General features: G+C 61.5%; 23 protein-coding genes. 13 read left to right on the forward strand and 10 right to left on the reverse strand.

The genetic code is table 11. The features are described 5' to 3' along the window. The first annotated feature begins 1 nt into the window (after position 1). Positions 2–1,036: a sulfate/molybdate ABC transporter ATP-binding protein gene (locus DFO46_RS05840; RefSeq protein ID WP_120276661.1), complete on the forward strand. Its 1,035-nt coding sequence runs from the start codon at positions 2–4 to the stop codon at positions 1,034–1,036. Between the two features lie 21 nt (positions 1,037–1,057). On the opposite strand, the gene DFO46_RS05845 is transcribed toward DFO46_RS05840, so the two are convergent. From DFO46_RS05845 to DFO46_RS05860, 4 genes are all read right to left on the reverse strand, one after another. After that, positions 1,058–2,512, reverse strand: a complete 1,455-nt coding sequence (locus tag DFO46_RS05845; protein ID WP_120276662.1) for an FAD/NAD(P)-binding protein — start codon at positions 2,510–2,512, stop codon at positions 1,058–1,060. Positions 2,513–2,892: 380 nt separating this feature from the next. Continuing rightward, positions 2,893–3,678 (reverse strand): heme ABC transporter ATP-binding protein, encoded by a 786-nt coding sequence (locus tag DFO46_RS05850; RefSeq protein WP_120276663.1) that lies wholly within the window; start codon positions 3,676–3,678, stop codon positions 2,893–2,895. Then, on the reverse strand, positions 3,678–4,742 hold the full coding sequence (locus DFO46_RS05855; RefSeq protein WP_120278154.1) for an iron ABC transporter permease: 1,065 nt from the start codon (positions 4,740–4,742) through the stop codon (positions 3,678–3,680). The genes DFO46_RS05850 and DFO46_RS05855 overlap by 1 nt, the downstream gene beginning before the upstream one ends. A gap of 20 nt (positions 4,743–4,762) precedes the next feature. After that, the gene (locus tag DFO46_RS05860; protein ID WP_120278155.1) at positions 4,763–5,647 is read right to left on the reverse strand and encodes an ABC transporter substrate-binding protein; all 885 of its coding nucleotides are present in this window, start codon (positions 5,645–5,647) and stop codon (positions 4,763–4,765) included. Between the two features lie 249 nt (positions 5,648–5,896). On the opposite strand from DFO46_RS05860, the gene DFO46_RS05865 reads away from it, so the two are divergent. The 7 genes from DFO46_RS05865 (at position 5,897) to DFO46_RS05895 (ending at position 12,738) form a co-directional block, all read left to right on the forward strand. Next, a complete protein-coding gene (locus tag DFO46_RS05865; RefSeq protein ID WP_120276664.1) occupies positions 5,897–6,241 on the forward strand; it encodes an antibiotic biosynthesis monooxygenase in 345 nt (114 codons plus the stop codon). 7 nt (positions 6,242–6,248) lie between these two features. After that, a complete protein-coding gene (hutX, locus tag DFO46_RS05870; RefSeq protein ID WP_120276665.1) occupies positions 6,249–6,767 on the forward strand; it encodes a heme utilization cystosolic carrier protein HutX in 519 nt (172 codons plus the stop codon). Positions 6,768–6,895: 128 nt separating this feature from the next. After that, complete coding sequence (locus DFO46_RS05875) at positions 6,896–9,496, forward strand: mechanosensitive ion channel domain-containing protein (protein ID WP_120276666.1); 2,601 nt, start codon at positions 6,896–6,898, stop codon at positions 9,494–9,496. Positions 9,497–9,616: 120 nt separating this feature from the next. After that, positions 9,617–9,886 (forward strand): hypothetical protein, encoded by a 270-nt coding sequence (locus DFO46_RS05880; RefSeq protein ID WP_120276667.1) that lies wholly within the window; start codon positions 9,617–9,619, stop codon positions 9,884–9,886. Positions 9,887–10,058: 172 nt separating this feature from the next. After that, positions 10,059–10,883, forward strand: coding sequence for a response regulator (locus DFO46_RS05885; RefSeq protein ID WP_120276668.1), 825 nt, complete (start codon positions 10,059–10,061; stop codon positions 10,881–10,883). 170 nt (positions 10,884–11,053) lie between these two features. Then, entirely contained in the window at positions 11,054–11,980 is a 927-nt protein-coding gene (locus DFO46_RS05890; RefSeq protein WP_120276669.1) for an ABC transporter ATP-binding protein, read from the forward strand. Then, complete coding sequence (locus DFO46_RS05895) at positions 11,977–12,738, forward strand: ABC transporter permease (RefSeq protein WP_120276670.1); 762 nt, start codon at positions 11,977–11,979, stop codon at positions 12,736–12,738. Before DFO46_RS05890 ends, DFO46_RS05895 begins: the two co-directional genes overlap by 4 nt. A gap of 3 nt (positions 12,739–12,741) precedes the next feature. On the opposite strand, the gene DFO46_RS05900 is transcribed toward DFO46_RS05895, so the two are convergent. The 3 genes from DFO46_RS05900 to DFO46_RS05910 are packed head-to-tail and all read right to left on the reverse strand — an operon-like array spanning position 12,742 to position 14,475. Beyond that, a complete protein-coding gene (locus DFO46_RS05900) occupies positions 12,742–13,443 on the reverse strand; it encodes a TIGR02281 family clan AA aspartic protease (protein ID WP_120276671.1) in 702 nt (233 codons plus the stop codon). Continuing rightward, a complete protein-coding gene (locus tag DFO46_RS05905; RefSeq protein ID WP_110790688.1) occupies positions 13,440–13,655 on the reverse strand; it encodes a DUF1289 domain-containing protein in 216 nt (71 codons plus the stop codon). The genes DFO46_RS05900 and DFO46_RS05905 overlap by 4 nt, the downstream gene beginning before the upstream one ends. A gap of 34 nt (positions 13,656–13,689) precedes the next feature. Then, a complete protein-coding gene (locus DFO46_RS05910) occupies positions 13,690–14,475 on the reverse strand; it encodes an adenosylcobinamide-GDP ribazoletransferase (protein ID WP_120276672.1) in 786 nt (261 codons plus the stop codon). A 125-nt stretch (positions 14,476–14,600) separates the two neighbouring features. Between DFO46_RS05910 and cobT the strand changes: the two genes are divergently transcribed. Together cobT and DFO46_RS05920 are read left to right on the forward strand one after the other, a co-directional pair. After that, positions 14,601–15,623, forward strand: a complete 1,023-nt coding sequence (gene cobT, locus DFO46_RS05915; protein ID WP_120278156.1) for a nicotinate-nucleotide--dimethylbenzimidazole phosphoribosyltransferase — start codon at positions 14,601–14,603, stop codon at positions 15,621–15,623. A 1-nt stretch (position 15,624) separates the two neighbouring features. Then, the gene (locus tag DFO46_RS05920; protein ID WP_110790686.1) at positions 15,625–16,038 is read left to right on the forward strand and encodes a diacylglycerol kinase; all 414 of its coding nucleotides are present in this window, start codon (positions 15,625–15,627) and stop codon (positions 16,036–16,038) included. Between the two features lie 2 nt (positions 16,039–16,040). Here the strand turns inward: DFO46_RS05920 and DFO46_RS05925 are convergent, their stop codons facing one another. Then, positions 16,041–17,576: a HAMP domain-containing sensor histidine kinase gene (locus tag DFO46_RS05925; protein WP_110790685.1), complete on the reverse strand. Its 1,536-nt coding sequence runs from the start codon at positions 17,574–17,576 to the stop codon at positions 16,041–16,043. A gap of 118 nt (positions 17,577–17,694) precedes the next feature. On the opposite strand from DFO46_RS05925, the gene DFO46_RS05930 reads away from it, so the two are divergent. From DFO46_RS05930 to DFO46_RS05940, 3 genes are read left to right on the forward strand one after another with little or no spacing between them, the layout of a single operon-like run. After that, positions 17,695–18,282 carry a thermonuclease family protein gene (locus DFO46_RS05930; RefSeq protein ID WP_245422513.1) on the forward strand — a complete coding sequence of 196 codons (588 nt, stop codon included), beginning with the start codon at positions 17,695–17,697 and terminating at the stop codon, positions 18,280–18,282. Next, positions 18,279–18,983: a uracil-DNA glycosylase family protein gene (locus DFO46_RS05935; RefSeq protein ID WP_120276674.1), complete on the forward strand. Its 705-nt coding sequence runs from the start codon at positions 18,279–18,281 to the stop codon at positions 18,981–18,983. Before DFO46_RS05930 ends, DFO46_RS05935 begins: the two co-directional genes overlap by 4 nt. A 51-nt stretch (positions 18,984–19,034) precedes the next feature. After that, on the forward strand, positions 19,035–19,523 hold the full coding sequence (locus tag DFO46_RS05940; protein ID WP_062278778.1) for an Lrp/AsnC family transcriptional regulator: 489 nt from the start codon (positions 19,035–19,037) through the stop codon (positions 19,521–19,523). Positions 19,524–19,536: 13 nt separating this feature from the next. Here the strand turns inward: DFO46_RS05940 and DFO46_RS05945 are convergent, their stop codons facing one another. Continuing rightward, positions 19,537–20,223 carry a DNA alkylation repair protein gene (locus DFO46_RS05945; protein ID WP_120276675.1) on the reverse strand — a complete coding sequence of 229 codons (687 nt, stop codon included), beginning with the start codon at positions 20,221–20,223 and terminating at the stop codon, positions 19,537–19,539. Next, positions 20,220–21,092 (reverse strand): NAD(P)-dependent oxidoreductase, encoded by an 873-nt coding sequence (locus tag DFO46_RS05950; RefSeq protein WP_110790681.1) that lies wholly within the window; start codon positions 21,090–21,092, stop codon positions 20,220–20,222. Before DFO46_RS05950 ends, DFO46_RS05945 begins: the two co-directional genes overlap by 4 nt. Positions 21,093–21,184 lie beyond the last annotated feature (92 nt).

The raw sequence follows: 21,184 nt of genomic DNA on the forward strand, positions 1-21,184 counted from the left end.
CATGGAAGTCGCGATCAAGAACATCAGGAAAGAGTTCGGGCAGTTTCCGGCGCTTCATGATGTCTCTCTTTCCGTCAAGACGGGCGAGCTCATTGCCCTTCTCGGCCCGTCGGGCTCGGGCAAGACGACGCTGCTGCGCCTGATTGCAGGGCTTGAGCAGCCGACCGAGGGGCGGATCTTCTTCGGTGACGAGGATGCCTCCTTCAAGACCGTGCAGGAACGACATGTCGGGTTCGTCTTCCAGCATTATGCGCTCTTCAAGCATATGACGGTTGCCGAAAACATCGGGTTTGGTCTACGCGTGCGGCCCAAGGCCACCCGGCCATCGAATGCCGAGATCAAGGCGCGTGTGGCCGATCTCCTCGCCATGGTTCAGCTCGAAGGTCTCGACAAGCGCTACCCGGCGCAGCTTTCCGGCGGCCAGCGCCAGCGTGTGGCGCTGGCCCGTGCCATGGCGATCGAGCCGTCGGTGCTTCTGCTCGACGAACCCTTCGGCGCGCTTGACGCCAAGGTGCGCAAGGATCTGCGCCGTTGGCTGCGCGAATTCCACGACCGCACCGGTCATACGACCTTCTTCGTCACCCATGACCAGGAAGAGGCACTGGAGCTTGCGGACCGCGTCGTTGTGATGAGCCAGGGCAAGGTCGAGCAGGTCGGGACGGCCGATGATGTTTACGATCGGCCCAATTCTGCTTTCGTTTTCTCGTTCATCGGCGAATCCTCGCATCTTCCGGTTCAGGTGAAGAACGGGAGTGTCGTGTTCGAGGGTGTGACGATTGCAGCAGCAGGCGGGGAAGCCGACGGCGAGGGGCAGCTCTATTTCCGTCCGCAGGATGTTGTGCTGGCCGATGGCTCCGACAGTATCGTCGGGACGGTAACGGCCCAGCGGCGCCTTGCGGGAACGCGGATTGCTGAACTCGATGTCTCCGGGGATGGCCCAGCCCATCACATCGAGATCGAGATCCCGCTCAGTGCGGAAGTCGCGATCGGTGCCCAACTGCGCTTCAAGCCGACGACGTGGAAGATCTTCCGCTAAGGCCGCCGGAGCCCTTTCGCGTCATCCAGAGATGGCAATCGTGCGGGTGGACACGTTCGCCTGACGGATCACCATGTCGGCAATCGCCGCCGCCTGGGCAGCGATCTCGGGAACGCCGGTGATCTCGCCGAAGGTGCCGCGGGTGAGGGGCCCCGCAATCAGCAGCGAGGCCTGTGGAACACCGGCTGACGAGACGGCGCGGCAGTGCGCGTCGCAGGCAATGCCAAGGCCGAGCGCATCGGGCACCAGATGGCCACTGTCGCGCATCGATCGCAGCAGCTTCTGATAGTCGAGCATGTTGGCGGCATCGGGCCCCGTTGCGATCACCAGACGGTCAACCTTCAAGGGCGTGTTGCCCTGTCCCATAGGTCGGCCCACTTGGACTTCGAGCTTCCCGTTCACGTCGCGAACGCTCTCCAGTCGACCCCGCGAGACATCGATCGGGCTTGAACCCTTCTTATCCAGCAATGCCTCGACCTGGGGCGGCATTCGGAAGCGGTGCACCTCATAGATCCGCCGGAGATGGCGCAGCACGCGTTTCTTTTCCGGTTCGGGCAACTGGGTCCAGATCGCCTGACCCTGGTGGCGCAGGGCATCCATGACGCTTTGCCAGGGAAGACCGTTCCTTTCCGTCTCGGCCACCAGCGAGCGGACCTGGCGCAGCAAGCCACGGGCTGTCGCGTCGGTGGTCTCGAACACACCGTGTGGTGCGAAGTCGCCGGAAGCATGGGGACGCGGCAGCAAGCCGCTCCGCGACATCAGGTGGATTGGCCCCGTATGTCCATGGGTTTTCAGGCTGGCCACCACGTCGAGCGCTGTGAGACCGGTTCCAAGAACCAGCACGCTTTCCTGCTGTGCGATTTCTGATATGGCCGCGTCCAGTCGGTCCGCCGGGATGCAGCGGCGCGAGCGCACCAGCGATGCCGGTATCTGGTCCGGGATTTTTGGTGAAGCGTGCCCTGTGGCGATGATCAGCGTGTCGGCCTCGTCGACCCGTCCATCGCTGCGCGTGATCGACCAGGACGATCGGTTTCGCTGGACCTCAGTCAGGTACTGGCGGACATGGGCGATCTGTCCGGCGTCGATGAGCGGCTTCAGCAGGTCGTTCATGAAGAGGCCAAAGTCGCGCCGCCTCGAGAAGGTGCCACCTCGGGTGATCGAGGCCGGATCGGTCGAGAGGCGACTGTTGTCTTCCAGCCATTTGAAGAAGGCGGTCGGCGCGCCGGGAACGGCACGCATCCGGTGGGCGGCCACATTGAGGCGAAGATCGAGGTCGCCGCTGCCATAGGCAAGGCCGGCACCAAGGGTTTCTCGCGGTTCAAAGACGGTGATGGATGCCAGGTTCTCGTGGCTTCGTTGGGCCAGGAGATAGGCCATGATGGCGCCGGTGTAGCCGCCACCGATGATGGCGATCCGTCCCTTTCGGGCTGGACATGACCGGGACGCCTGCGGGATGGATATTGTGATGCGCAACATCGACAGCCTCCTCCATAGATTGTCTATAATAGTTATAGAAATACAGAAGTCCAGTCGAAGTTCCTTGGCCCAAGGGCTGGGAAGTCGAGGATTGGCGGTTCGATGATGCAGACGTGCCGGAACCTAAGCTCTGCCTGCCACGCCATCGCGGTGAATTCGAGGGGCGGCGAACAAGGTTGGAGGCGAGCCGATCATCGCTTGCCCGGCTAACATCTGTCGCCAAGCCAAGAGCATGACCTGACCCAGCCTCCCGTCCCAGATATTCTCTTTCTGTTCCGTGATCTGGTCGGGTGCGTTCTTTTAATGTTCCGAAATTCGGCTGATTTTGATGTGTTGCACCCTGTGGATAACTGTGGACAACTCGCGTAGCCGGCTAAGGTTTACACGCCGAGTCGCGCCTGGGGGAGAACGAAAGGCATGCCGTGTCCCGGAACGCGGCCGACCGCGCCGCTGATGCCGTAGACGCTGCTGACGACATCGTCGGTCAAGGTGTCGCGGACCGGACCTTCCGCCACCAGTCTTCCCTGGTGTAGAACGGCCAGATGATCGGCGAATTCCGCAGCCAAGTTGAGGTCGTGGAGGATGGCGAGCACCGCACCGCCCTGTCGTGCGAAGTCGCGGGCAAGTTCCAGCACCGAGATCTGGTGGCCGATGTCGAGACTTGCCGTCGGCTCGTCGAGAAAGATCGCACGCGGCCGCCCGCCGGCGAGCGGATCCGGCATCTGCGCGAGGACACGCGCCAATTGAACGCGCTGCTGCTCGCCGCCCGAGAGGGCATTGTAGCTGCGCGCTTCGAAACCGCCGAGGCCAACGCGGGCGAGTGCCTGTCGGGAAGCCTGTCCCGGTTCCAGACTGCCGCTGGCAATCGCGCCCATGCGCACCACCTCAAGCGCGGTGAAGGGGAAGGAGAGGGCGGTCGACTGGGGCAGCACTGCGCGCTCGGCAGCCAGTGCAAGGGCCGTCAGGCTGCCGATCGGGCGATCCTGGTAGGTGACCTTGCCGTCTTCGGGCACGAGTTCTCCTGACAGAACTTTCAGGAGAGTCGACTTGCCCGCGCCATTGGGGCCAATCACGACGGTGAAGCGGCCCGGCTGCAACGCGAGGTTGACGCGATCGAGAAGACGGCGACGGCCGCGGACCACCGTGATGTCATGCGCCTTGATCATCAGAGACCTTCCATGACCTGGCGGCCGTTGCGTCCAAGCAGCAACATCAGAAACACCGGTGCGCCCAGCAGGGCCGTGATGATGCCGATGGGGAGTTCGGCGGGGGCGGCAATGGTGCGCGCGGCGGTATCTGCAAGTAGCAGCAGCGCAGCGCCACCCAGTGCAGATGCCGGCAGCAGGAACCGGTGTGACGGGCCGATGGCAAGTCGCAGGAGATGGGGGACAACGATCCCAATGAAGCCGATCGATCCGGCAACCGCGACGGTCGCGCCACAGGCGGCGGCGACTGCGAGGATCGTCAGCCGTTTCAGTCGCTGCACGGGGATGCCCATGTGAAAGGCTGCGGCATCACCGAGGATCAATGCATCAAGACCACGCGCGACAAAGGGAATGATGCCGAGGACAAAACCGACAAAGGGCAGGATGGAGAGGATCTTTGTCGTGTTGGCCCCGCTGAGCGATCCCAGCGACCAGAAGGTGATGTCGCGCAATGCGCGGTCGTCCGCCATGAAGATCAGCATTCCGGTCGCAGCACCGGTAAGGGCGGCAATGGCAATTCCGGACAGGACGAGTGCGGTGGTCGAGGTGCGGCCGTCACGGGTGGCGATGACATAGAGAAGGAAAGTGTTGCCGAGGCCGCCCAGGAAGGCCATCAGCGGCAGGAAGAGATTGCCGAAAAGAGCAGCCAGCGGCAACAACACCGTCGGGCCAAGGACGATGGCAATGACTGCAGCGAGCGCGGCGCCGGAACTAACGCCGACGATTCCCGGATCTGCGAGCGGGTTGCGAAACAGTCCCTGCATCATGGCGCCCGAGACGCCGAGTGCCGCCCCGATCAAAAGGCCCATGCCCGTGCGCGGCAGGCGCACCGCTTCGAGGATGATCAGGTTCTGGCGGTCAAGCGTCTGCGCGTCGCCGCCGAGATAGGCGATGAGATCCGGCAGACCGACACCGGTCGGTCCGATCACGATCGACACGAGGACGGAGACCGCAAGCAGCAGGATGAGCGCTGCTATGACGAGATGACCGATGCCGGACCGGTCGCCCGACATCCGATCGCGCATGCCGATCAGGGGGATCGCGCTCACGGCTTGGTGCTTTCAGGATAGAGCTTGGCATGCAGCTCTGCGGCGGCTTCTGTGGCGCGCGGCCCAAGGCCGAGCAGGAAGAGGCCGTCCATGGTGAGGAAGGCGCCAGTCTGGCCTGCCGGGCTCGCTGCGAGTGCCGGGAGGGCGAATGCCTGTTCGGCGGTCAAGTGCATGGCGCCGCCGCTCATGACCAGCACCACGTCGGGCGCTGCGGCAATCACGGCTTCGTCGGTGAGCGGCTTATAGCCGGAGATGGAGGATACGGCATTCTCGCCGCCGGCAAGCCGGATCATCGCGTCTGCCGAGCTGTTTGCGCCTGCCGCCATGATGCGGCCATTGGCGAGCGACAGGGCAAAAAGCACCTTCTTCTTTGGTCCCGTCTGGGCGGCAACCTTCTCTTCCAGAGCCTTGAGCTTGCCTGCGACGTCGGTCGCCAGCGCCTCTGCCTTGTCGCTTTCGCCGATCGCTGCACCCACGGCGCGGATCTTGTCCGGGATGGACGCGGTTTCGGGTGGCGAGGGAATCGAGATGAAATTGACACCGCTCGTCTTGAGAATTTCGATCGCATCTGCCGGGCCTGCGCCGGATTCAGCCACAATCAGATCGGGTTTCTGCGACAGCACGCCCTCCGGCGAGATCTGCCGGACATAGCCGACATCCGGCTTGTCTGCGGCTTCCTTCGGATAGGTGCTGGTGCTGTCGACGGCGGCAATCCGGTCGCCTGCGCCGATTGCATAGAGGATCTCCGTTACGGTGCCGCCCAGGGCAACGATGCGGCTCGATTCGGCGGCCTCAGCCGGTTGAAAGAATGCAGGTTGCGTGACGAGCAGAATGGCAGCAGCAGCCAGAAGGGAGCGGCGGGAGGCGGCGGAAAAGGACATTGGCTGGATCGTACCTATGCTTGCGAAGGCGATGCCGGGGAGGCAGTTCCTGCCTTCGGCACCCACGAAATTGAAAAAATCCTGCCGCGAGCGCGTCGCGACAAATAACTTGACTATCATGCACAAGTTTATCTACCAAGGCAAGATATCGCGGTTGTTCCCTTTGTCCGACGATGCCGTCATACTCGGCATTCCGGCGAGTATCCGGCCGTGTCCGCCATCGTGTTTTTGAAGAGAGGTAGCCACTCCATGTACATTGCCATGAACCGTTTCCGCGTCGTCCCGGGCTTTGAAGAAGCCTTTGAAAACCAGTGGCGTGCGCGCCAGGGCCGGCTCGCCGAAATGCCCGGTTACGTCGAGTTTCACATGCTGAAGGGTCCGAAGGCCGAGGACCATACGCTCTACGCATCCCACACCGTTTGGGAGACACAGGCTGACTTTACCGCATGGACGAAGTCGGAGCAGTTCCGTTCTGCCCATTCTCGCGCTGGGGAAAGCAAGGTGCAGTACCTGTCAGGCCCGCATTTCGAGGGTTTCGAAGTGATCATCCACGAGGACCGCTCCGGAAACCGTGCCGCAGTCGAAGCGGCCTGAGCGTCCGATGACTGTTATCTCCCCCTCGACGCCCGCGCGCAGCGAACGGGCACTTGCGGCTCTCGCCGAAAAACCGGATGGCGTGATCGAACAGATTGCCGCGAAGGCGGATGTCACGCCGGCGGAAATTCTTGCCGTGCTTCCGGAAGGGGCGGCAGTTGTCGTTCCGGCCGAACGTTGGGAACCGATCTGGAAAGACCTGTCGTCCTGGGGCGATATCCTGATGATCGTGCATACCGAGGATATCGTGCTGGAAGTCGAAGGCAGCCTGCCAGAGGGCAGCGAAGGTCACGGCTGGTTCAACATCCATGGCGACAGTCCCATCGGCGGACATATCCGCAAGGAGCGTTGCGTCTCGATCGCCTTCGTCGATCGGGGCTTCCACGGTCGCCGTTCCTGTTCCGTCTGGTTCATGAATGCCGAGGGCAAGGCGATGTTCAAGGTCTTCGTTCGCCGCGACAAGGAACGGGCACTGATTGCCGAGCAGGTGACCCGTTTCGAGGCCTTGCGCGAAGCGAGCCTCTGAATCCGTCCTGATCACGGGCGTCGGCAGGAAATGCCGGCGCCTGTTCTGGCGATTGGTAAGTCGTTCTTTCTTTTGCCTATAACTGGTCCTATTGTCGCGCCATCGTCATCCATGACTGGACCTCCCCCTTGATCCGACTGCGCCCGCCTCGTTTCCTCCTCGCCCTGTCGCTTGCCACGATCCTGCTGTCCCCGCTTGTTTCGCCAACCGGCGTCAATGCACAACAGGATGCTGTCACGCCATCGGCCGCGAGTGAAACGCAGGCGCCAGCGGCCGCAGGAGATGCTGCGCCAGCCGCTGAAACACAACCTGCGCCGGCGGCTCCGGCGACGGCGGTGGTCGAGCCAACCCGTGACGAGCAGCTGGTTGCCGCCGGTGAACGCCTGGCCGCTGCCAAGAAGCAACTCGCAGCGCTGCGTGATCAGGTCGAAAAAAACAAGCAGGACGATTCCCTCCTCGCCGAACTGAAGGTGAAGGTCGATGCCTTGGTCCGCGACGTGCTGCAGATCTCTGTTGATCTGCGACCCCGGCTGAACGACGTCCAGACCCGGCTCACCGAACTGGGTTCTGCACCAGCGGACGGTCAGCCGCCTGAGCCTGCCAGTGTCACAGACGAGCGCGGCCGTCTGAATGCGGCTCGCGCGGAGATCAATGCAATCACGGGTCAGGCGGAAGACCTGTCGATCGATGCCAAGTCGCTGTCCGACGAGATCTCCGACATTCGCCGCGCACTTTTCACCAATGCGCTGTTTGCCCATACCGATATCGACGGGCAGATGTTCGAGGAGGCAACGCAATCCTTCTGGAGCGATGCCGAACGGGTTCGACGCAGCATCAGCAGCTGGATCGTCTTCGTCATCAAGTTCAAGGCACTGCCACTGACGCTTGCGATCATCCTGTCGCTGGCGCTGGCCTCCGTGATCATGTTCGTCGAGAAGCGGGTGTTCAGCGATATCAACCGGCGCGATCTCACCATCGAAGATCCGTCCTATATGAGCCGGTTCTCGGTCGCCTTCTGGTCGACGATCCTCCCGTCGATGGCGCTGAGCTTCTTCCTCACGTCGGCCTATTTCCTGCTCGACACGTTCAATGTCCTTCGACCGGACATAGCGCCGATCGCTGCCTCTTTCTTTGCCCTCATTGGCCTGGTTTTCTTCGTTACGGCCGTTTCACGGGCCGTGCTTGCCCCCTCGGCTCCGCACTGGCGTCTGGTGAAACTGTCGAACAAGGGCGCGCGCGATGTCAGCATCGCCATCTTCCTGATGGCTGTCGTCAACGGTCTCGACTATCTGCTGGCGGTGATCAGCGAGACCTTCAGCTCGCCCGTGGTTCTCACCGTGATGAAGAGCCTTGCCTCGTCGGTGATCGTCGGCTTCCTTTTGTTCTTCGTCTCCTTCCTGCGGCCTGTCCTGTCGGAGAAGGGGGATCCCTATGCGCCTGGGCGACCATGGCCGCGCGCCGTCTCGGTGACGCTGCGGGTGATTGGCGTGATTCTGATCCTGTCGGCCGGCATCGGCTATATCGGGCTGTCGCGGTTCCTCGCGACCCAGATCATCGTGGCGGGCGCGGTCGTCGCGACCATGTATATCGGCATTCTCTCCGGCAAGGCGATCTCGGCCCCCAACCAGTTTGGCGAGACCCGGGTCGGCCGCTATCTCGCGGGCCGCTTCAAGCTGGGTCCGGTCGGGCTCGACCAGAGCGGCATTGCGGCTGGCCTTCTGATCTATGCCTTCGCCTTGGCGACCGGCGTGCCGCTGATCCTGATGTCCTGGGGCTTCCAGCCGCGTGACATGCAGCTCTGGCTGTTCAATCTGTTCACCGAGATCAATATCGGCACGATCCGCATCTCGATCTTCGGGATCCTCGGCGGACTGCTGCTGTTCGCCGCCGGGCTGACGCTGACGCGCTGGTTCCAGAAATGGCTTGATGGCAATGTCATGGCCCGGTCGCAGGTCGATGGCGGCGTGCGAAATTCGGTGAAGATGGGGGTCGGCTATCTCGGGGCGGGTCTGGCGGCAATCATCGGCATCTCCGCTGCCGGGATCGACCTTTCCAGCCTGGCGCTCGTTGCCGGTGCTCTGTCGCTCGGTATCGGTTTCGGTCTGCAGAACATCGTTTCGAACTTTGTGTCTGGCCTCATCCTGCTCGTTGAGCGGCCGTTCAAGGTCGGCGATCACGTGATTACCGGCGTCAACGAGGGTATCGTCAAACGAATCTCGGTGCGTGCCACGGAGATCGAGACTTTCCGGCGCCAGTCGATCATCGTGCCGAACTCGGAACTGATCAACGCGCCGCTCGGAAACTGGACCCATCGCAACAAGGTGCAGCGTTCGGAGGTGCCGGTCAGTGTCGCGTTCGATGCCGATCCGCAGGAGGTGATCGACCTGTTGCTTGCGGTGGTCAACGGGATGCCGGAAATCCTGCGCAATCCCGAGCCGCATGTCGAATTCCTCCGCTTCGGTGCGTCCTCACTTGATTTCGAGTTGCGCTTCCATCTGGCCGACATGGGGGAGGGGTTGAACGTTCGCAATCGGGTGCGAATGGAAATTCTGCGCTCCTTCCGTGCGCGTGGGATCGTCATGCCTTACCCACACCAGGACGTCATGCTGCATGTGCGCGAGCAGGATCGAAACGCCCTGCTGCGACGAAAGTCGAAATCGGAGGCCGAACGGAAGCCGCTGGCCGTCGAATTGCCAGCAGAGCCGGATGATGACAAACTCTTGCCATGAACGCCGCATTCAGCCGCCATTCAGGCGGAATGCGGCATAAGAGGGGCGTGGCTGATCGGAATTGCTCCGATCGCATTTGGCAAGGGACAGGGCTGATCAGGCCCTGCTGCAGGCATGACAATGCGAGTGGTGACGGGTGCGTTTTCAGTGATTGTTTCTGTGCTCGCTGCCGGGTTCGCATCCGCGGCATCGGTGCACAATGCCGGCCCTTCTTCCGTCGTGCTCGTCGTTGTCGAAGACGGCAACAAGATGGAGGTGCCGGTCGACGCTGGCGGATCGGAAACGATCTGCCCGGCGGGCTGCTTCCTCACGCTGCCGAACGGCGACCGGATCGGTCTGGCCGGCGGCGAGACGGTTGAGATCGTCGATGGTGTCGCAACGGTCAAGTGAGCTGGGTCCTGCCGGTCGCAAATTGCGATACCGAAGCAACTCGTTTTCGTTATATTTGCACCCGCTTAACTATTTTTGCGGATGCAAGCCACTGACAAGCCTCAGTTAACGCTTCTGCAAACGAGCTTTGTTAGATGTCTCTGTGTTGAACACTTCACAGAAGGCACCCTCGATGGCTATCCTTGGTATATCCGGAATGCAGTATTCCGGGGAGACATTTCCCGACGTCCGGATCATCCTCGGGGAGGACTCGAATGTCTTCACGCAGATGATCAGCCAGCGCCTTCGAGAATTGATGGGTGTTGATGTCGAGATCTGCAGAACCTTCGAGGATCTGCAGATGGCCAATGAACTGTCCGACGAGCCGGTAACTCTTGCGATCTCCAACATCAACCTGCCGGGTGCCGAGAATGGCGAGGCTCTGGAATATCTGATCGACTGCAACATCCCGACCATCGTCTTTACCGGGACGTTCCACGATGAGATCCGTGAGAAGCTGCTGGCCAAGGACATCGTCGACTATATTCTCAAGGACAACATCTTCGCCGTGGAGATGCTGGCTGAATCAGTCTACCGCTTCCTGACCAATCACCGCCATCACGTCCTGATCGTCGACGACAGCGCAACGGCGCGCGCGCTGCTTTCCAGCCGCCTGAAGCGTTACAATTTCCGTGTCAGCCTGGCTGACAGCGGGGCCAAGGCTATCGAGATCCTGAAGGCCAATTCCGACATCGGGCTCGTCGTCACCGACTACAACATGCCCGACATCGATGGTTTCGAACTCACACGACGCATCCGCGCCGTTCGTGGCTCGCACGAGTTGCGGATCATCGGCGTTTCCTCTTCGACCAACCGTCTCTTGTCGGCGCGCTTCCTGAAGGTCGGCGGCAACGACTTCATGCTGCGCCCCTTCATCGACGAGGAATTCTACTGCCGCGTCAACCAGAACCTGGATACGCTGGTCCAGATCAAGGCTGCACAGGCACGCTCGAAGTAATACGGGGCGCGTTGAACGTCCTTCTCTGTTGCGCTTGAGGCATCACGGTATGGCGTCGGAGTTTCCGGCGCCATTGTCTTTGACGGTGGACAGTGCGTCTCCGGCCGGGCTCTGGCGAAACTGGTCGAGGCGCCTATATAGGTCACACCTTTTCAGCGACTGAGCGCCCCATGCCCCCCATCATCTCCATACGCTCCCTTTCCAAGACTTACGCCAATGGTTTCAAGGCCCTCGATGACGTCAGCTTCGATATCGAGGAGGGCGAGATCCTGGCACTGCTCGGTCCGAATGGCGCCGGCAAGACGACGCTGATCTCGATTATCTGCGGTATGACCAATCCAACGGCCGGCAGTGTCATGGTCGCCGGTCATGACGTGGTGACGGAGTTCCGCAAGACCCGCGGCGAAATCGGCCTCGTACCGCAAGAGCTGACCACGGACATGTTCGAGACGGTGTTCAATACCGTCAGCTTTTCGCGCGGCCTCAATGGCAAGAAGGCCGACCCAGCCCTGATCGAGCAGATCCTGCGGGACCTGTCGTTGTTCGATAAACGGAACAATGCCTTGCGCGAATTGTCCGGTGGCATGAAGCGCCGTGTGCTGATTGCCAAGGCGCTGTCGCACGAGCCGCGCATCCTGTTTCTCGATGAGCCGACAGCGGGTGTCGATGTCGCCTTGCGCAAGGACATGTGGCAGTTGGTGGAGCGTTTGCGCAAGACGGGCGTCACCATCATCCTCACCACCCATTACATCGAGGAGGCGCAGGAGATTGCCGACAGGATCGGGGTGATCGACAAGGGGCGCCTGCTGCTGGTCGAGAACAAGGATGCGCTGATGCGCAAGCTCGGCAAGAAGCAGCTGGCGATCAATCTCCAGGCGCCGATTGCACAGATCCCGGACAGCCTGGCGGACTGGGACCTGACATTGAACGATGCGGGTGATCAGTTGCTGCACAATTACGAGCTTGGCAGCAATGATGCGCATATCGGGCGGCTGTTGCAGGCGCTCGAAGCGGCGGGCGTTCGCTTCGACGATCTCTCGACGCGCCAGACCTCGCTGGAAGATATCTTCGTCTCGCTGATCGGAGCCAAGGCATGAACATCGAAGCGATCAAGTCGATCTATTTCTACGAGATGGCAAGGACCCGCCGCACCCTGCTGCAGAGCGTGATCTCGCCGGTTTTGTCGACCGCGCTCTATTTTATCGTGTTCGGCGCTGCGGTCGGATCGCGCATGCAGGAAGTGGGTGGGGTCTCCTATGGGGGCTTCATCACGCCGGGGCTGATCATGCTTGCGCTGATCACCCAATGCATCTCCAATGGCTCGGTCGGCATCTATTTTCCGAAGTTTACCGGGACCATCTACGAGATCCTATCGGCCCCCATTGCCATGGGCGAGATCCTTCTGGGTTACGTCGGTGCTGCGGCCACCAAGGGCATGATGATCGGCCTGATCATCCTGTTCACGGCCATGTTCTTCGTCGACCTTCATATCGCGCATCCCGTTTTGATGCTGCTGTTCATGGTGCTGACGGCGGTTACTTTCAGCCTGGCGGGTTTCATCATCGGCGTGCTCGCGAAGAATTTCGAGCAGCTGAATCTCGTGCCTTCGCTCGTCGTTCCGCCGCTGACCTTTCTCGGTGGCACCTTCTATTCGATCGACATGCTGCCGCCGTTCTGGCGGGCGGTCAGTCACCTCAATCCCGTGCTCTATCTCGTCAGCGGTTTCCGTTGGAGCTTCTTCGAGGTGTCGGATGTGCATCCGATGATCAGCGTGGCGATGATCGGCGTCTTCCTCGCCGTGTGCATGGCGGTTCTCACCTTCATCTTCCGTACGGGGTATAAGCTCAGGGCCTAAACCTCAGTCGCGCAACCGCAACTCGTCCGTCTGCATCTGCAGTGAACCCAGCGTCGACAGGAAGCTCATGCCGAGAAGGCTCTGATCCAGTCGTCCCTCCTCGAGCACGACTGCGGCGACATCGGTGCGCACGATCGGCCCGAGACGCAGTTCCGGCAGGCGTAGAGGGGCTGCCTGTGCCTGGCCGTTTGCGGTCAGGACGGTGCGGGTGAATTGAAGCGTCGCGGGATCGATGCCGATCCGAACCGCATCCTCGAAGCGCAGGGCGACGGAGCTTGCGCCGGTGTCGATCAGGACCGGCACGGAGATCGGGCCGATCTCTATGCTGGTCTCGAAATGGCCGCCGAGCGACTTGTGAAGAACCACTTCAGTTGAGCCGTCGGGCGTCGTCACTGTAACCGCGCGGCCAGGGACCAAGCCCGCGAGCACCCGCTCGCCCACGGTGCGCATGTCATCGCGGTAGAGATAGCCGGTGACCAGCGCCAGCGCGATCAGCACCCAGATGGACAATTGCCGCAGACTTTGGCCGAGCGAGCGCCGGCCGAGCAGGATGCCGCTCGAAATCATCAGCAGAATGGGGAGGGTAATCACGATCCGGCCGACGGCGTCATTGTCGATTCCGAAGGTCTGACCCTGGTTGTGATTGACGATCAGGAGCACGAGACCAACGGCGAGGATCGCAATACCGAGCAGAAATCGCATCAGCCGCGCTCGCGTTGCATGCGTGTCCGCCTGGTCTCGCGGCGGGGTTTGCGTTCCACCGTTTCGAGCCTGGCCGGCAGGCCTTGCATGATCGCCCGGCGCTCTTCGCTGGTATAAGCGGTCCAGCGGCCGATCTCGTCACGGGTGCGTCCACAGCCAAAACAGAAGCCGGTTTTGTCGTCGATCGAACAGATCAGAATGCAGGGGGATTCCATCGGGTTCCTCTCGGTCACACTCTATATCGGATGACTATAGGAGGATGGCAAGGGAGACGAGAAAACCGATCTCGGCGATCTGTTGGCTGGCGCCGATGGTGTCGCCGGTATGGCCCTCAATCTTCGATCTCACGAAGGCGGTAAATCCAGCCGACAGGAGGCCCGCCACAATCAGAGCGACGACTGTTGCGCCGAAGGGCAGGACAAGGACGCCGAGAAGAGCCGGTGCTGCGATCCCGAGGGCAAGGGCCATGCGCGTGGCGCCTGGGTCGGGTTGGCCAACGGATGCCGCGACCCCCTCTGTCTTTGCTGGGGGGAGAGATGACCAGTGCCAGACCATGACGGCGCGACTGAGCGCCGCAGCGGCAAGCCAGGCAAGCGCTGTTGCCAGCGGCGGCGAGGCAGGCACAAGTGCGGCGATCGAAGCGGTACGCAATCCGACCGACAGGAGCAGGGCGAGAGCGCCATAAGTCCCGATGCGGCTGTCCTTCATGATCTCCAGGGCCCGCGCGCGGTTGCGGCCGCCTCCGAGACCATCCGCTGTGTCGGTCAGGCCGTCTTCATGCAGGGCGCCCGTCACCAGCATGTGCAGCGTGAGTGCTGCGAGGACGGCGACGAACGGTGGCGCTCCGACGAGAGCGAGGAGGCCAAGCAGGGCGGCTGCAGGAAGGGTAATCAGAAGGCCGGCGAGGGGAAATGCCGCAACAGTTCGCGCGAGGCTGCCATCATGCGTTTCGAAATACCGGTTTGGGACGGGAATACGGCTGAGGAAGGCCACGGCCCTTGCCGTTTCGGTTACCAGGTCACGTCCGCTCAGCATCAATGCGTCATCCATCCATATGACGACCGGTCGCGCCGCTTTTTGAGTTGAGACTGGCGAGCGCGGTCAGTATGAGAGATGCCACAAAGCCCGATTTGCCTGCAGATTACAAGGAAGCGCATCCCATGACCGTTACCGGCCTGCCATTCGACGATTTTCGCGTCCTGTTGCGCGATCTGCCGGGACCCAACACCGCAGCACTGGTCGCCGCGCGCGACCGTGACCGGACGCTGACCAAACCGCCGGGTGCGCTCGGACGCCTGGAAGAAATCGCCATGTGGCTCGCGGCCTGGACGGGGCGCCCGCCGGCCGTGACCCGGCCGCTTGTTGCGATTTTCGCCGGCAATCACGGCGTGACCAAACACGGAATCACACCGTTTCCTTCCTCCGTCACCCAGCAGATGGTGGAAAATTTCGCGGCAGGCGGTGCGGCGATCAACCAGATCTGCGTGACCCATGATCTCGGCCTGAAGATCTTCGATCTGGCGCTCGATTATCCGACCGGGGACATTACCTGCGAGCCGGCCCTCTCCGAGCGCGATTGTGCAGCGACCATGGCATTCGGCATGGAAGCGATCGCGGGGGGCACGGATCTGCTCTGCATCGGCGAGATGGGCATTGGCAACACCACCATCGCCGCGGCCATCAATCTGGCGCTTTACGGCGGTGAGGCCGAGGACTGGGTCGGTCCGGGTACCGGGTCCGAGGGCGACGTGCTGTCGCGCAAGATTGCTGCCGTGAAGCAGGCGGTCGAGTTTCACCGCGAACATCTGTCCGATCCGCTGGAAATCTTGCGCCGCCTCGGCGGTCGCGAGATCGCGGCGATGGCCGGTGCGATTCTTGCGGCCCGCATGGAGAAGATCCCAGTCCTGATCGACGGCTATGTCGCGACCGCAGCGGCGGCAATCCTGAAGGCAGCCAATCCGGCCGCCCTTGATCACTGCCTGATCGGCCATGTGTCTGCTGAACCGGGCCATCTGCGGGCCATCGAACGTCTCGGCAAGACGCCTTTGCTTGCTCTGGGCATGCGGCTGGGTGAGGGCACCGGTGCCGCACTGGCCGCCGGCATCGTGAAAGCGGCCGCTGCCTGCCATTCCGGCATGGCGACCTTCGACCAGGCGGGCGTGAGCAACAAGTCCCATGGCTAACATGAAGAAGAAGGGGCCTGCTGCCCCCCGCAAGCTTGCCGCCGAAGCGTTCGAGAAGAAGACCGGCATCGCCCATCTCTTCGCGGCGGGGCAATATTCTGCACAAGGCTTCAAACGCCTCATTCAGGAGGCCGCTTTCCGTCACGAGATCCTGGCGTTCGTGGCGGGCCTCGGCATTTTCGCGGTTGTCGGTGCCAGTCCGCTCGAATTCCTCGGCTTTGTCGTGCTGATGCTGCTGATGTTCTGTGTCGAGGCGCTCAATACGGCGATCGAGGAACTGGTCGACCGCATCTCGCCTGAGATTTCGACGGTCGGTCGCAATGCCAAGGATCTCGGATCCTTCGCGGTCTTCTGCCTGATTTTGGCCAATGCCGCGTTCAGCGGTTATGTCGTCATCACGCGTCTGCTCGGCTAATCTCAGGCAAACTGCCGGCGGCGCGGTTCGACTGCGCGGACTTCGCTGACGGCGGGCAGGCTTTCCAGCACGCGGTTCGAGGGCAGGATGGCGATGACTTCCGTGCCCTCGCGCAGCTTCGATTTGAGTTTGAATTCACCGCCATGCTTGGCGAGGATCGCCTGGACGATCGGCAGGCCGAGGCCGGTTCCCTGTTCGGCACTCTTGATGGCGATCGAGCCCTGGCCGAATGCCGAGAGCACCACCGGGATCTCGTCTTCCGGAATGCCTGGGCCGTTGTCGCGGATGGAGACATATTGTCCGCCACCTGCCGTCCAGCCAGCCTTTACCCGGATCTCGCCACCCTGGGGCGTGAACTTCACGGCGTTCGACAGCAGGTTCAGGATGACCTGGCGCATTGCTTTCTCGTCGGCCCAGACCGAGGGCAGGTTCATCTCGAACTGCTCCTCGATGCGGATGTTCTTCGACTTGGCACGCAGCTGGATCATGCCGATACAGTCTTCCGCCAGTTCCAGCAGAGAAACGGACTCCTCGTTCAGTTCATACTTTCCGGCCTCGATGCGCGACAGGTCGAGGATCTCGTTGATCAGTTCCAGCAGGTGTTTGCCAGAGCGATGGATATCGCCTGCATATTCCTTGTAGAGCGGGTTGTTGAGGGGCCCGAGAACCTCTGTCGCCATGACTTCCGAGAAGCCCAGAATGGCGTTCAAGGGCGTGCGCAGTTCGTGCGACATCGAGGCGAGGAAGCGGGATTTCGCCATGTTCGCCTCTTCCGCCCGGCGTCTGGCTTCGTCGGAGAGAGAGTTGGCGACTTCAAGTTCGGCGATCAGGTCGTCCTTTTCCGTCTGGAAGGACAGAAGCTTCAGGTTTGCCTGGTGCAGTCGGTTCGTGATGTAGATGAAGAAGATGAGTGCGGTCGTGAAGACGGTCGTCAGCCCGAGATCGAGCATCCGATGACCGCTTGCCGCCACATAGCTCAGCGCTATCACGGTCGGCAGAAAACTGACGAGAACGGCCTGGCGCAACAGCATGGTCGCCATGGCCGTGATCGAGAGCGCCAGCAGAAGCACGCCGCCCTTGTAAAAGAGGAAGGCGGTCTGGTCGCATGCGGTGCAATCCTGCAGGGCGAAGACGGCCCAGCAGCTGCCCATCGCAACTTGCGCCAACAGAAGGATGTGGCGCCAGCGCTTCTGGTTCTGCGGTGTGATCTCCGTGCGGGCGGCACGTTTGACGACAATGATTCCGAGCGCGTGCATCGTCAACCCGAACAGGGCCCAGACGAAAAATTCCGGCTGCGAGGTGAAATAGGACCCGAAGCCCGCGACGAGCAGCAGAAGCGCTGGAATGACGGCCGCACCCTGCAGGGTGGCGGTGATGTGCATGCCGAGAATTTCGACGTCGAATGCCGGCGAGATGCCCTGACTGGACTGCAAGCGCTCACGGGTCGTGCGCACGGCCTTTGTCGCTGCCCTGTTGCGGTGTGCCCGCGTCAGGTCGACAACATTCTTGTCCGTCGATGTCGATACGCCGTTACTCATGGAGTTGCAGTCTTCCGCGCCTTGGTCGAACTTAGCGACCAATTCTTAAGAAGATCCTGCAGGGGAAGGATTTGTTTGCCATGTGTGAAAAGGTTTCGTTTTTGAAATGGGAGACAATGTGGCGCTGAAGGGTCGGCAATTGCGAGACTTGGCGGTGGGTGCTGCCATGCTCTTTCTGGCGTTGCTGATCATCGCGAAGCTGGAAAACAACCAGGCCATCCGCTTCAGCGGTCCGTTCGTCGTGATCGATGGGGATACGCTTGCCGACAACGGCCGAAGGCTGCGCCTGCGTGGTCTCGATGCGCCGGAGCTTGGCCAGATGTGTACCAGGGCAGACGGCGCGTATGATTGCGGGCTGGCGGCGAGGGCAGGGCTCGTCAGCCTCATCGAGGCACATGCCGTCCAGTGCTTCGGACCGGAAGATGCTGAAGATCGTTATGGGCGGCGATTGGTTACCTGCCGGAGCGGCGAGGTGGATCTCGGCCACAAGCTTGTGGGTGCCGGACTTGCCGTTGCCGACGGCGACTACCACATGGCGGAACGCCAGGCCACGGCTGACAGGCTCGGCCTTTGGGGCGGAACCTTCGAGCGGCCGGAAGACTGGCGGCGCCGAAGGCTTCTGGAGACACGGGAACCGGGAGGATGGTTTCAGACATTCCTGTTAGAGCCGCTGATCGGCTGGATGGGTAGAGGAGACATGCCATGAGTCCTGGAAGCGCCTTCGTGGCTTCTGGCAGAGCGATATCACACGCAGCCGATGAACCAGCGGTACCCGTCGATGCGCTCAGTCACGCCATCTCGCAATGTCGGATCTGCAGGGATTGTCCCGACGGCGGGCTGGACTACCGGATGCCGCACGAACCGCGACCTGTCGCCTATCTTTCCTCGACGGCCAGGGTGCTGATCGCCGGTCAGGCACCAGGTCTCCGGGTTCATGAAAGCGGCATTCCGTTCAACGATGCCTCCGGGGATCGGCTCCGGCTGTGGCTCGGTGTCGACAGCGACACATTCTACGATCGCTCTTTGTTTGCGATTGCGCCCATGGGCTTCTGCTTTCCCGGATACAACGCCGAGGGCCATGACCTGCCGCCCCGGAGGGAATGTGCTCCGCACTGGCGTCAGACCGTGATGAGGTCCATGCCGCAGGTGGAGCTCATTCTCGCCATTGGGCAATATGCGCAAGCCTGGCATCTCGGTTCCCGTCGGGCACGGACAATGACGGAGACCGTCCAGAGGTGGCGGGAGACGCTGCTTTCCAATGTGTCGGGTCCAAGGGTGCTTCCTCTGCCGCATCCGAGCTGGCGCAATACAGGCTGGCTGAAAAGGCATCCGTGGTTCGAGGTCGAGCTCTTGCCGGTTCTCAGGCGGGAAGTTTCTCTGTTGATAGGGCGAAATGATTTTCCTTGAAACGCTGATTTTCGGCTATATCGGAGAAAATCAGTTTTTATGGGAATCATCATGGATCGCCTCGACCGTAAAATCCTCCGTATCCTTCAAGAGGATTCGACCCTCGCCGTGGCGGACCTGGCAAAGAAGGTCGGCCTGTCCACCACGCCGTGCTGGCGGCGCATCCAGAAGATGGAAGAGGACGGTGTCATCCGCCGCCGCGTGGCTCTGCTTGATCCGGTCAAGGTGAACACCAAGGTTACGGTTTTCGTCTCGATCCGAACCTCCAGCCACTCGATCGAATGGCTCAAGCGCTTTTCGGAAGTTGTGGCCGAATTCCCGGAGGTGGTCGAATTCTATCGCATGAGCGGCGACGTCGATTATCTGCTGCGGGTCGTCGTGCCCGACATTGCAGCCTATGACGCCTTCTACAAGCGGATGATCGCCAAGATCGAGATCCGCGACGTGTCCTCGGCATTCGCGATGGAGCAGATCAAGTATACGACGGAACTTCCGCTCGACTACATGATGCTGGACAATCAGAAATCCGGCGAGGAATAGACCGGGTCCGGTCTTATTTGAGCTTTGCGATCCGTTTGGGGTCGCTCAGCTCGCGCAAGGCGTCCTTGCCAACCCAGCGGGCGGCGGCGTCGCTCGTGGCGGCGAGTATGCTCGCCAGCAACAGAGCCTCAGCGTGGCAGCTGCGGCTCCGCTTGCCGATGTTGCGCAAGGCCCAATTCACGGACTTCTTGACGAAGTTGCGAGGATCCGTTGCATATCGCTCGATCAATGGCAGCCAGGCGATGAAGGTGGCGTCCGGCTCCTCCTTGTTGTGAACCGTGGCGCCGGCGATCATGGCAAAGGCGGCACGCCGAACGAACTCCCGCTCGTCTTTCGCGAAACCTTCGATCAGGTCGTGCCAATATGGCGTTTCCGTCAGTAAATCGGCGGCCGCATCGACGATTTCCCAGGAATTGAAGTCTGCGGCAAGGCGGCTTACGTCGTCCGGTGACAGAAGCGCCGGATCGAAAGTCCAGATTGCCAGCATGCGGGCTTCACGAAGGCCGGTCGCCCAGAGGTCAAACGCGCGTTGCTGGTTCTTGCCGACGGTTTTGGCCAGTTTCTGGATGGCAGGATTGCCAATGCCGAGCGCATCTTGCGTGACAATGCCGAAGCGGGCCATGCCGGCAATGGTCTCCTCCGACCGCATTGAGCGCAGGTGCGCTACAATTTCCGTCGCGGTGGAGGAGGGGCCGATCATTTCGCTTCGAGCCTTGCCAGAAGAGACGAAGTGTCCCAACGCTTGCCGCCGAGTTTCTGCACCTCACCGTAGAACTGGTCGACCAGTGCCGTGACAGGCAGGTTTGCGCCGTTGTTGCGGGCTTCGCTCAACACGATGTCGAGGTCCTTGCGCATCCAGTCGACGGCGAAGCCGAAGTCGTATTTGCCGACATTCATCGTCTTGTGGCGGTTTTCCATCTGCCAGGAGCCGGCGGCTCCCTTGGAGATGACTTCGATCACTTTTTCGATGTCGAGACCGGCCTTCTTGCCGAAATGGATGCCTTCGGCGAGCCCCTGGACGAGGCCGGCGATGCAGATCTGGTTGACCATCTTGGTCAACTGACCGGCGCCCGCCGGGCCCATCAGCCCGACCATGCGGGCATAGGCGTCGATCACGGGTTTCGCCTTCTCATAGACCTCAGGCTCTGCGCCGCACATGACCGTGAGGACGCCGTTTTCCGCACCGGCCTGTCCGCCCGACACGGGTGCATCGACGAAGCCGCAGCCACGGGCTGCGGCCGCTTCGGCCAGTTCGCGGGCCACTTCCGCCGATGCGGTGGTGTTGTCGATCAGGACGGCGCCCGCCTTCATGCCCGACAGGACACCATCCGGGCCAATCGTCACAGAGCGCAGATCGTCGTCATTTCCAACGCAGGTAAAGACGAAGTCGGCGTCTTTCGCCGCGTCTGCCGGCGTGAGAGCATGGGTGCCGCCGAACTGCTGTACCCAGGCTTCGGCCTTGGCGGTCGTGCGGTTGTAGACGGTGACCTCGTGGCCGCCCTTGACCTTCAGATGTCCGGCCATGGGATATCCCATGACGCCCAAACCGATGAATGCGACCTTTGCCATGACCATGCTCCTGTCTCGGTATTCCGTTGCGGCAGGCTTAGCCGAATGCGCGGCCTTGAGAAAGGCGTGCAACGCCTTTTTCGGATCGCCGC

The sequence above is a fragment of the Rhizobium sp. AG855 genome (assembly GCF_003610655.1).
Taxonomy (GTDB): domain Bacteria; phylum Pseudomonadota; class Alphaproteobacteria; order Rhizobiales; family Rhizobiaceae; genus Allorhizobium; species Allorhizobium wuzhouense.

Excerpts from the sequence above, each read along its gene's own strand:
- hutX (WP_120276665.1), top strand. The coding sequence starts at position 6,249 with ATGACTGTTATCTCCCCCTCGACGCCCGCGCGCAGCGAACGGGCACTT.
- cobT (WP_120278156.1), top strand. The coding sequence starts at position 14,601 with ATGACCGTTACCGGCCTGCCATTCGACGATTTTCGCGTCCTGTTGCGC.
- DFO46_RS05905 (WP_110790688.1), bottom strand. The coding sequence starts at position 13,655 with ATGGAATCCCCCTGCATTCTGATCTGTTCGATCGACGACAAAACCGGC.
- DFO46_RS05855 (WP_120278154.1), bottom strand. The coding sequence starts at position 4,742 with ATGCGCGATCGGATGTCGGGCGACCGGTCCGGCATCGGTCATCTCGTC.
- DFO46_RS05895 (WP_120276670.1), top strand. The coding sequence starts at position 11,977 with ATGAACATCGAAGCGATCAAGTCGATCTATTTCTACGAGATGGCAAGG.
- DFO46_RS05920 (WP_110790686.1), top strand. The coding sequence starts at position 15,625 with ATGAAGAAGAAGGGGCCTGCTGCCCCCCGCAAGCTTGCCGCCGAAGCG.
- DFO46_RS05950 (WP_110790681.1), bottom strand. The coding sequence starts at position 21,092 with ATGGCAAAGGTCGCATTCATCGGTTTGGGCGTCATGGGATATCCCATG.
- DFO46_RS05885 (WP_120276668.1), top strand. The coding sequence starts at position 10,059 with ATGGCTATCCTTGGTATATCCGGAATGCAGTATTCCGGGGAGACATTT.
- DFO46_RS05850 (WP_120276663.1), bottom strand. The coding sequence starts at position 3,678 with ATGATCAAGGCGCATGACATCACGGTGGTCCGCGGCCGTCGCCGTCTT.
- DFO46_RS05945 (WP_120276675.1), bottom strand. The coding sequence starts at position 20,223 with ATGATCGGCCCCTCCTCCACCGCGACGGAAATTGTAGCGCACCTGCGC.
- DFO46_RS05925 (WP_110790685.1), bottom strand. The coding sequence starts at position 17,576 with ATGAGTAACGGCGTATCGACATCGACGGACAAGAATGTTGTCGACCTG.
- DFO46_RS05840 (WP_120276661.1), top strand. The coding sequence starts at position 2 with ATGGAAGTCGCGATCAAGAACATCAGGAAAGAGTTCGGGCAGTTTCCG.
- DFO46_RS05865 (WP_120276664.1), top strand. The coding sequence starts at position 5,897 with ATGTACATTGCCATGAACCGTTTCCGCGTCGTCCCGGGCTTTGAAGAA.
- DFO46_RS05860 (WP_120278155.1), bottom strand. The coding sequence starts at position 5,647 with ATGTCCTTTTCCGCCGCCTCCCGCCGCTCCCTTCTGGCTGCTGCTGCC.
- DFO46_RS05890 (WP_120276669.1), top strand. The coding sequence starts at position 11,054 with ATGCCCCCCATCATCTCCATACGCTCCCTTTCCAAGACTTACGCCAAT.
- DFO46_RS05940 (WP_062278778.1), top strand. The coding sequence starts at position 19,035 with ATGGATCGCCTCGACCGTAAAATCCTCCGTATCCTTCAAGAGGATTCG.
- DFO46_RS05845 (WP_120276662.1), bottom strand. The coding sequence starts at position 2,512 with ATGTTGCGCATCACAATATCCATCCCGCAGGCGTCCCGGTCATGTCCA.
- DFO46_RS05935 (WP_120276674.1), top strand. The coding sequence starts at position 18,279 with ATGAGTCCTGGAAGCGCCTTCGTGGCTTCTGGCAGAGCGATATCACAC.
- DFO46_RS05880 (WP_120276667.1), top strand. The coding sequence starts at position 9,617 with ATGCGAGTGGTGACGGGTGCGTTTTCAGTGATTGTTTCTGTGCTCGCT.
- DFO46_RS05910 (WP_120276672.1), bottom strand. The coding sequence starts at position 14,475 with ATGCTGAGCGGACGTGACCTGGTAACCGAAACGGCAAGGGCCGTGGCC.